We start from the raw sequence: 8,845 nt of genomic DNA, 5'->3' as shown, positions 1-8,845 counted from the left end.
TTATATAATAATTATGTTACTACCAAAAGCATAGTTTTAAAAGTAGTTTACCCCAAAAATTAAACTAATGTTACAGTCAATCGAAGGCATTTACAAAGACGGGAAAATTGAGCTAACCGAAACTCCAACAGGCATAAATACAGCGCGAGTAATTGTAACTTTTCTCGATACCAATGCTTCCGTAGATTTGTCATCTCGCGGAATTAATGAAGAACAAGCCGCAAAATTAAGAGCTAGATTACAATGTTTTGCACAAGATTGGGATCAACCAGAGATGGAAGTTTACGATGCCTTATAATCGTGGTTCAGTAGTGCTGGTTTTGTTCCCAGACTCAAACTTAAAAACTGCTAAACGTCGTCCTGCTTTAGTTGTTCAATCTAACAATATTGGTACTGGTTTATCGCAAACTATTATAGCTATGATTACTAGTAATGTTTCCCGTGCTGGACACCCTAGCAGAGTATTTGTGAATATAGCAACACCAGAAGGAAAACAAACAGGATTAATTACTGATTCTGTGATTATGACAGATAATCTAGCAACTGTTTTAGATACAGAAATTGATAAAGTTATTGGTTTTTGGTCAGAAATGTCTTTAGTAGATGCAGCACTCAGACATACATTAGAAATTTAACTTGGTGTTTTGTCTAAAATCGCAATTTGCGTCAACTTCTGACAATTACTTTACCTGATGCTTTGGAACAATTACAGCAAGGAGAAATGATTGTGGAAATTAGTAATAGTAGGTAAATAATTACTTTATCTCAAAGCGATCGCACTAATTCAATTTAACCAACCAAAAAGTTAGATATTTCCGCATATTTTCGGTTTTTGCTTCTGTAATGGATGATATCAAAAATGCGTACAAAATAATACATGATAACATTATTATTCCCGCACTGAGATATATCATATTTGGCTGCCAACGTTGATTATGAATAAACCATGCTTGGCAGAAAACTAGCAATGGAAGATGTACAAGATTGAAAACCTTTAATTGCCGGAAATAATTTCAAATATTTCATTAGATCCTCCGATAGTTATTTTTAGATCCCCGACTTATCTAAGAAGTCGGGGATCTGGTTGTTCAGTATTTAACCTTGCGCTACAGGTTCTTTAGCCAAAAACTTCTCCAATTCAGTCAAAGCATCAGCATCAACCTTAGTCTGCATTGGACAGAACTTAGGACCACACATGGAACAAAACTCAGCAGTTTTATAGATATCTGCTGGTAAAGTTTCGTCGTGATATTCCTTCGCTCTTTCTGGGTCTAAAGATAACTCAAATTGACGATTCCAGTCGAAATTATAGCGAGCTTTAGAAAGTTCATCATCCCTATCTCTAGCACCAGGGCGATGTCTAGCAATATCCGCTGCATGAGCCGCAATTTTATAAGCAATTAAGCCATTACGCACATCTTCAGCATTAGGTAAACCTAAATGTTCTTTAGGAGTCACATAACACAACATCGCTGTCCCGTACCAACCCGCCATAGCTGCCCCAATGGCGGACGTAATATGGTCGTAACCAGGCGCGATATCTGTCACCAAAGGACCAAGAACATAAAAAGGTGCTTCCGAACACTCTTCCATTTGCTTGCGGACATTAAACTCAATTTGATCCATAGGAACGTGACCCGGACCTTCCACCATTACCTGGACATCATGTTCCCAAGCTTTGCGGGTGAGATTTCCCAGAGTTTTCAGTTCTGCCAACTGAGCTTCATCTGAGGCATCATGGGTACATCCGGGGCGCAGGGAGTCGCCCAAACTGAAAGAAACATCATATCTTTTAAAAATCTCAATGATGTCGTTGAAATGGGTATAGAGGGGGTTTTGTTTGTGGTGATGCAACATCCACCGCGCCAAAATTCCGCCACCACGAGAAACAATCCCTGTAATCCGGTTTCTCACTAAAGGTAAATGTTCAATCAAAATTCCCGCGTGGATAGTTTGATAGTCTACCCCTTGCTGGGCGTGTTTTTCGATGATGTGCAGAAAGTCATCAGCAGTGAGATTTTCAATTGTGCCGTGAACACTTTCTAAAGCTTGGTAAACTGGAACAGTCCCAATGGGAACAGGTGAAGCATTGATAATTGCGGTACGAATTTCATCTAAATTACCGCCACCTGTGGATAAATCCATAACGGTATCAGCACCGTATTTTACCGCCAGGTTGAGTTTATCAACTTCTTCCTGCAAGTTGGAAGAATTGGGAGAAGCACCGATATTGGCGTTAACTTTGCACTTAGAAGCGATACCAATAGCCATTGGTTCTAAGTTAGTGTGATTAATATTCGCAGGGATAATCATCCGTCCCCGTGCAACTTCGGCGCGAATAAGTTCAGGCGGTAGGTTCTCCCGCTTGGCTACGTATTGCATTTCTTCTGTGATTACACCCTGACGAGCGTAGTGCATTTGCGATACGTTCTCTTGTCCACGTCTCTTGGCTACCCATTCTGTACGCATATCCAAATTCCTCAATAAACAGCTTCCCTCCGCTGGTATTATCCAGACTCAGGTGTTAAGGGTTTGATCTCAGCTTGTTTTCCCAAGCACCCCTAGCATGGTGTAGATTGTAGCATTTTGGTGATGATTGGAGGGAGGGGGATGATAAATCGTGAAGATATGGGGAAAGGAGGATTTGTAGTTGGTTACACAAACCGCCTATGGTTGAAACCCCAGGCTAATAGCGAAAGTCCGTTAAAACGGACTCATATCTTTTCTTTTTTCAGTCGTCTTGAGACGACTTTTGTTATTAGCCTTGCACTTCAGTGCTAGGCGGGTAAGTTAGCAATAGTTTCTAATTAAGGCTTTGGCATTTTCGCGTTTTTCGCCTGTGAATAAATTAAATATTACTTCTTCATTTTGATAGTAAAGATGTAATAATCCAAAGTCTTTAATTCTTGAATAAATTAGGGGAACTCCTGCTAAGGTTAGTAAATGTAATTTTTTATTATCACGCTCTCTTGCGTCATGAGAATCATGATATGTAGATTGAAATTCCACAACTAAACAAGGTTTATAGTCTTTGTTTGTGATCAGAGCGTCTACACTGGAACTAAAGAAGAAGTTTCTGAGTTTAATATCAAGGCTGCTACCTAATTCACAAAATGAGCATAAGCTTACCTGTGTATGAATTTTATAATTTTCATCTATGCAGGTTTGCAGAAACTCTAGCATTCTTTCTTCGTAAGGATTAACAAGTCTTTTGGGTTTTACAGACATTAGTTTTTCTCCATTAATATTTTTGCAAAGTGGTAAATAAATTCTTCTAAAACTTCTCTTAATTTAATTTTGGTTTGCCAAGTATAAGGAAAAAGTTGATCTTCTTCTAAATGTACCCAGATTCCTCTTTCTTCAAAACCTATAGGAGGTTCATAATCAACAACGGTTTTAAAATAACCAATGACTTGATCATTTGTCCAGAATCCTTCATTAGCTATTTCTTCTAAAAAAAGGTCTGAATTACTTGGTAAAACCCAATATTGATCTATGAAAGGATATTTACATTCATAATATGTTATATTTAAACACAGTAAATATGGTTCCCATATATCACGAGGTAAAGAAATATATAAACCATCTTTTCTCTGTGTGAAAATTAACTGATAGCGTTTAGAACCTTTTCCAGGATTTTTAATTCGATAACCTATATATTGAGATGTTCGCTTCTCTTCAAACTTCTCATAAAAACCCAGTTTAGCTAACATACTGATAGCTAAAGACAGCAAATCTTCCCCACCTTCAATTACCTGAATATTTGTTGAAACCAAACGAGGAACGCCGTTTTCAACCTCAAAGCGTTGGATGACATCGTAGATAATTTTTGACATTGCTTTTTTCCAAAAATCTTCTTTAAGGTTCATGGAAATATCTTAACCCCTATTTTCTAAAATTACAAGAGTCTTGGCTAAGGTTTTTGGATTTTATGGAAAAGGCTAATTTTCGGGCTTTTTCTTCAGAACACAGTACACATTTCTTATTAGTGTGTAAGAAGAAGTTATAATGAATACGAACCACAGAGACGCAGAGGACACAGAGGTAAGAGGTTTGGTAGAGGTGATAATTGGGTTAATTTGGTAATTAGTTGTTTTTGCAAGGATTATGTGATGAAAACGAACCGCAGAGGCGCAGAGGACGCAGAGGGAAGAGAGTTAGGAGAGGAGATGAGTTGGCTTACAGGGGAGGTTATTGGGGCTGCTATTGAGGTACACCGGGTTTTAGGTCCTGGGTTTTTGGAGGAGGTGTATAAGGAGGCACTGGTTGTTGAATTTATGATTCGGGGTATACATCATGAGGTTGAAAAGTCAATAAGCTTGACATATAAAGGACATGATGTAGGTAGAGGTAGATTAGATTTTTTAGTTGCAGACTGTTTAGTTGTAGAATTAAAAGCTGTGCAAACCCTAGCCCCCATTCACGAAGCTCAACTTCTCTCCTACCTCAAAATAACCAAGCGCACTTTAGGACTCCTCATCAACTTTAACGTTCCCCTCCTCAAAGACGGTATCAAACGCATAGCCCTCTCTCTCTAACTCTTCCCTCTGTGTACTCTGCGCCTCTGCGGTTCGTTAATTCCTCCATAACCGCATCAACACACCGAAAATCATGTATTTTTGTAAATGTGGCGAAAACCTCCGGCAATATCGCTAAACAAAGATCACAAACTGCGATAATTTAAGAACAGCTTTTGGATTCATCCATGTACCGTGAGACAACCGGGAAGTTATCCAGCATCGGATAACAGCTTGGGTAATTATTTGTGGCAAGCACACGAGTAATTATGAACTGTCAACCCTGTAATTAGACTAATCTAAACCAGGCAAGTTCAAACCAGGAATCCTTCGCCTGTAAAGGTTTAGGAATGTCTAAAAAAATTTAAAAAAGCTTTGGCAACTAATTCTTAGGTGAACTATGGCACAACGGACTAGGTTGGGAGATATTCTCAGACCCTTAAATGCTGAGTATGGTAAGGTATCCCCAGGTTGGGGAACAACACCTTTAATGGGTGTGTTTATGGGTTTATTTCTGGTATTTCTGCTAATTATTCTCCAAGTTTATAACAAGTCTCTGTTAATTCAGGATGTGGTTGTGGATTGGCGTAGTTTAGGCGGCTAATGGCTATCCAGTCATCAAGCTAACATGATTACCTACCCGGCTTGTCCGGGTTTTTTTATGATTCAAAAAAAATGCCTAAAAATAGCGATAAAATTAATCTAGATCCCAAAGCTATAAGGTAGTTGTGGCGGTTTTTCTGTATACAGGAGAGAGAAGAATGAATATATTTGGTATCGGCTTACCAGAAATGGGTGTCATTATGGTAGTTGCATTATTAATCTTTGGACCGAAGAAGTTACCAGAAATTGGTCGCAGTTTGGGGAAAACCATTCGCAGTTTTCAAGAAGCCTCTAATGAATTTCAAAGCGAGTTTAAAAAAGAATCTGAACAATTAAAAGAAACTGTGCAAACAACCGCTGAATTAGAACATAAACACATTGAAGCTGGAAAAAACCAGCCAGAAAATATATAAGGATGAAAGATGAACAAGTAAAACCAATGGTTTTGGTAATTCCCCAGCTAATTGTTGGACTGGGAAATCCAGAGCCTAAATATGATCAAACTCGTCATAATATTGGCTTTGCAGCTATAGATACCCTAGCTCGCGCTTGGCAAATCTCTCTAGCTGAAAATCGCAAGTTTCAAGGACAGTTTGGTGAAGGGAATGCAGCCGGTAAGGGTAAAGTCCGCTTGCTCAAACCCTTAACCTATATGAATCTTTCAGGACAAGCTATTCAAGCTGTGACAAATTGGTACAAAATACCGCCTGAATCAGTATTAGTAATTTATGACGATTTAGATTTACCTTTGGGCAAAACTCGCTTACGTTTATCCGGTTCTGCGGGTGGACATAATGGCATGAAAAGCATTATTTCTCATCTAAATACCCAAAATTTCCCCAGATTGCGAATTGGCATAGGTAAACCAAAGGGCGCAATAGATGGAGATAATTCTCATACTGTTTCTCATGTTTTGGGACGATTTTCCGCCGCTGAGAATAAAGTTATGTCTCAGGTTTTAAACTTTGTTGTCGAGTGTGGAGAATTTAGTTTCAAACAGGGAGTAGAAAAGGCAATGAATCTTTGCAATACCCAGAATTTTACTGGTATTGATTCTTGATGAGGGGTTGCTTGTTCACGGAAGGAGTTAGGAATCCTGACTCCTGACTTCTGGGACAATGTGCGATTAGTTAAATTTTGTAATATTCTATAAATATGGCTTTCATAATATGTATCTAAATTTATGGACTTAGAACCCGCTACGGTGCTTGGAATTGCCTTTTGCTCGGCATTGGTTGCTATTACTGGTATGGCAATTTATACATCTTTTGGACCTCCAAGTCAGGAATTAGATGATCCTTTTGATGATCACGATGATTAATAGGGTTATTAATTTAACATGATGGATCATGGTGGGCAATGCCCACCCTAACGAGCTAGGATGTATATAAACTTGATTTACTTACTTTTTGTTTCAGCATAAGCCGCATAAACACTCTTGACATTATACCAATTCAAGAAAATCCGGGCAATTTCCAAAGCCAATTGCGGTTTACCAATATTAATTACCCATTGTAAGAACGGAGACATAGTTCTTTCATTCAATAATCCGTTTACAGAAAGAATCCCCCATAGTAGACGATGAAACCAGGTCATTTGAATCATCATTTTTACTTCCCAAGTAGGATGTTTTTGATAAAACAAAACTCCCATGCGTCCCCGTTGAATTTCTTGATCAATTAACTTGGGAATTTGCTGTAAAGTAAATGGTGGATGCCAGTGATACCCAACAGCTTCAGGACATTTAATTAATTTTAAACCCAAGTTTTTTAACCTAACACCTAATTCTAAATCTTCCCAACCATAAAGTTGAAAACCATTATCAAATAACCCAGCTTCTTCTAACCAATGTTTGGGAATAGCCACGTTACCCGTAGCAAAGAAAGCAGCAGAAAAATCTGTGATTTTATAAGGTTCAGCCGTAGGATTGGCGAAGTTACAAGTATTAATTACAGCACCGTAAGTAAAAAAGCGATCGCATTGTGTACCGGAGGTATCGCTCCTTAATTTCTCCCTTCCCTGTACCAAAGCATTTGTATGAGCTTGGAGGAAATTAGACAAAACCACTAAATCACTATCAATAAAAATAATTGTGTCACCTTGCGCTTTTTCCACCCCTAAATTTCGCGCTGCTGCTGGACCTGCATGATTTTGTTCAAAACAGCGGACGTGGGGAAACTCATCTTTATGTAATGCTAACCAATTCAAAGTACCATCAGTAGAACCATCATCTACTAACACAACTTCATAGTCTTCTATATAAGTTTTATCGCTGAACTCCTGACTCTCCAAAGCGCGGAGGCACTTTTCCAAAATTGGTAAACGATTATATGTAGGAATGACAATACTAAAAAACACAGTTGCACCCAAAAAACTATTACCCATATTTAGGATAAAACAAATATAGCAAAGTCACAGTTGCATAAAAAAATATACGCTAGGCAAGTCAGATATAATAATGACTCATTCTTTGTTTTCCTAAGTGGAGAAATTCATGGGTCGCGCTAAAAAGGTTGTTCTAGCATATTCTGGTGGAGTTGATACTTCTGTTTGCATTCCTTATCTCAAGCAAGAGTGGGGAGTAGAGGAAATAATTACCCTAGCAGCAGATTTAGGTCAGGGAGATGAATTAGAACCAGTTCGAGAAAAAGCTCTTAAATCCGGTGCAAGTGAATCCTTGGTAGCGGATGTTAAGGATATATTTGTTAAAGACTACGCATTTCCGGCGATTCAAGCCAATGCGCTCTATGAAAACCGCTATCCTCTTGGTACAGCCCTGGCTCGTCCCTTGATTGCTAAGATACTGGTAGAGGCGGCTGCAAAATATGGTGCGGATGCGATCGCTCACGGTTGTACAGGCAAAGGCAATGATCAAGTACGCTTTGATGTTTCCTGTACAGCCCTCAACCCTAACCTGAAAATTCTAGCGCCAGCCAGAGAATGGGGCATGAGTCGGGAGCAAACTATCGCCTATGGTGAGAAATTTGGTATTCCTGCACCCGTGAAAAAATCCTCTCCTTTCAGTATAGATAAAAACTTGCTAGGTCGCAGTATTGAAGCTGGTACATTGGAAGACCCAGCAAACGAGCCACCGGAAGAAATTTATGAAATGACCAAAGCCATAGCTGATACTCCCAATGAACCGGAATATCTAGAAATTGGTTTCCAAAAAGGGCTTCCTACCACTATCAATGGCACATCAAAAGAGCCTGTTGAGTTAATTGAACAACTCAATAAAATCGTGGGAAATCATGGTATTGGGCGGATTGACATGATTGAAAACCGCTTAGTAGGCATCAAATCACGGGAAATCTACGAATCACCAGCCATGATAGTTTTGATTAACGCCCACCGTGACTTAGAAAGCCTCACCTTAACAGCCGATGTCACTCAGTACAAACGAGGCATAGAAGAAACCTATACCAAAATTGTATACAACGGACTTTGGTATAGTCCACTCAAAGCAGCCTTAGATGCCTTTATTCAACAAACACAAGAAAGAGTTTCCGGTGTAGTGCGGTTAAAACTTTTCAAAGGTAACGCTGTCATAGTTGGGCGCTGGAGTGATAATACTCTTTACACCCCAGATTTAGCAACTTACGGCGCAGAAGATCAATTTGATCACAGGTCCGCAGAAGGCTTTATTTACGTTTGGGGACTACCTACTCGTATTTGGGCGCAGGGCAACAAGTAAAAGGTAGGGGTGGGGAGTAGGGGGAGTAGGG

The 8,845-nt window shown here is 39.2% G+C and carries 12 protein-coding genes and 1 riboswitch; of the genes, 8 read left to right on the top strand and 4 right to left on the bottom strand.

Annotation, left to right across the window (positions count from 1 at the left end; genetic code table 11):
- Positions 1-67: 67 nt before the first annotated feature.
- Both IQ228_RS14635 and IQ228_RS14630 read left to right on the top strand, forming a co-directional pair.
- On the top strand, positions 68-298 hold the full coding sequence (locus IQ228_RS14635; protein WP_027402862.1) for a hypothetical protein: 231 nt from the start codon (positions 68-70) through the stop codon (positions 296-298).
- Positions 288-635: a type II toxin-antitoxin system PemK/MazF family toxin gene (locus IQ228_RS14630; protein WP_027402861.1), complete on the top strand. Its 348-nt coding sequence runs from the start codon at positions 288-290 to the stop codon at positions 633-635. Before IQ228_RS14635 ends, IQ228_RS14630 begins: the two co-directional genes overlap by 11 nt.
- A gap of 460 nt (positions 636-1,095) precedes the next feature.
- Here the strand turns inward: IQ228_RS14630 and thiC are convergent, their stop codons facing one another.
- The 3 genes from thiC to IQ228_RS14615 all read right to left on the bottom strand — a co-directional run bounded on the left by thiC (position 1,096) and on the right by IQ228_RS14615 (position 3,869).
- Complete coding sequence (gene thiC, locus IQ228_RS14625) at positions 1,096-2,469, bottom strand: phosphomethylpyrimidine synthase (RefSeq protein WP_027402860.1); 1,374 nt, start codon at positions 2,467-2,469, stop codon at positions 1,096-1,098.
- A gap of 7 nt (positions 2,470-2,476) precedes the next feature.
- Positions 2,477-2,573: riboswitch (TPP riboswitch) on the bottom strand.
- 217 nt (positions 2,574-2,790) lie between these two features.
- Entirely contained in the window at positions 2,791-3,228 is a 438-nt protein-coding gene (locus IQ228_RS14620) for a DUF2726 domain-containing protein (protein ID WP_035082792.1), read from the bottom strand.
- A complete protein-coding gene (locus IQ228_RS14615) occupies positions 3,228-3,869 on the bottom strand; it encodes a hypothetical protein (protein WP_193963301.1) in 642 nt (213 codons plus the stop codon). The genes IQ228_RS14620 and IQ228_RS14615 overlap by 1 nt, the downstream gene beginning before the upstream one ends.
- Positions 3,870-4,112: 243 nt before the next feature.
- On the opposite strand from IQ228_RS14615, the gene IQ228_RS14610 reads away from it, so the two are divergent.
- The 5 genes from IQ228_RS14610 (at position 4,113) to psbN (ending at position 6,441) form a co-directional block, all read left to right on the top strand.
- Positions 4,113-4,538, top strand: coding sequence for a GxxExxY protein (locus IQ228_RS14610; protein ID WP_015078232.1), 426 nt, complete (start codon positions 4,113-4,115; stop codon positions 4,536-4,538).
- A gap of 379 nt (positions 4,539-4,917) precedes the next feature.
- Positions 4,918-5,121, top strand: a complete 204-nt coding sequence (psbH, locus tag IQ228_RS14605; RefSeq protein ID WP_027402858.1) for a photosystem II reaction center phosphoprotein PsbH — start codon at positions 4,918-4,920, stop codon at positions 5,119-5,121.
- 157 nt (positions 5,122-5,278) lie between these two features.
- Positions 5,279-5,533 (top strand): TatA/E family twin arginine-targeting protein translocase, encoded by a 255-nt coding sequence (locus IQ228_RS14600; protein WP_027402857.1) that lies wholly within the window; start codon positions 5,279-5,281, stop codon positions 5,531-5,533.
- A 2-nt stretch (positions 5,534-5,535) separates the two neighbouring features.
- Complete coding sequence (gene pth, locus IQ228_RS14595; RefSeq protein ID WP_027402856.1) at positions 5,536-6,180, top strand: aminoacyl-tRNA hydrolase; 645 nt, start codon at positions 5,536-5,538, stop codon at positions 6,178-6,180.
- Between the two features lie 123 nt (positions 6,181-6,303).
- Positions 6,304-6,441 (top strand): photosystem II reaction center protein PsbN, encoded by a 138-nt coding sequence (gene psbN / locus IQ228_RS14590; protein ID WP_027402855.1) that lies wholly within the window; start codon positions 6,304-6,306, stop codon positions 6,439-6,441.
- Between the two features lie 77 nt (positions 6,442-6,518).
- Here the strand turns inward: psbN and IQ228_RS14585 are convergent, their stop codons facing one another.
- Positions 6,519-7,505 carry a glycosyltransferase family 2 protein gene (locus IQ228_RS14585; RefSeq protein WP_193963300.1) on the bottom strand — a complete coding sequence of 329 codons (987 nt, stop codon included), beginning with the start codon at positions 7,503-7,505 and terminating at the stop codon, positions 6,519-6,521.
- A 109-nt stretch (positions 7,506-7,614) separates the two neighbouring features.
- Between IQ228_RS14585 and IQ228_RS14580 the strand changes: the two genes are divergently transcribed.
- The gene (locus IQ228_RS14580; protein WP_027402853.1) at positions 7,615-8,814 is read left to right on the top strand and encodes an argininosuccinate synthase; all 1,200 of its coding nucleotides are present in this window, start codon (positions 7,615-7,617) and stop codon (positions 8,812-8,814) included.
- Positions 8,815-8,845 lie beyond the last annotated feature (31 nt).

This window comes from Dolichospermum sp. LEGE 00246 (assembly GCF_015207865.1).
Lineage (GTDB): Bacteria > Cyanobacteriota > Cyanobacteriia > Cyanobacteriales > Nostocaceae > Dolichospermum > Dolichospermum heterosporum.
This window is presented reverse-complemented; position numbering and strand designations above follow the sequence as displayed.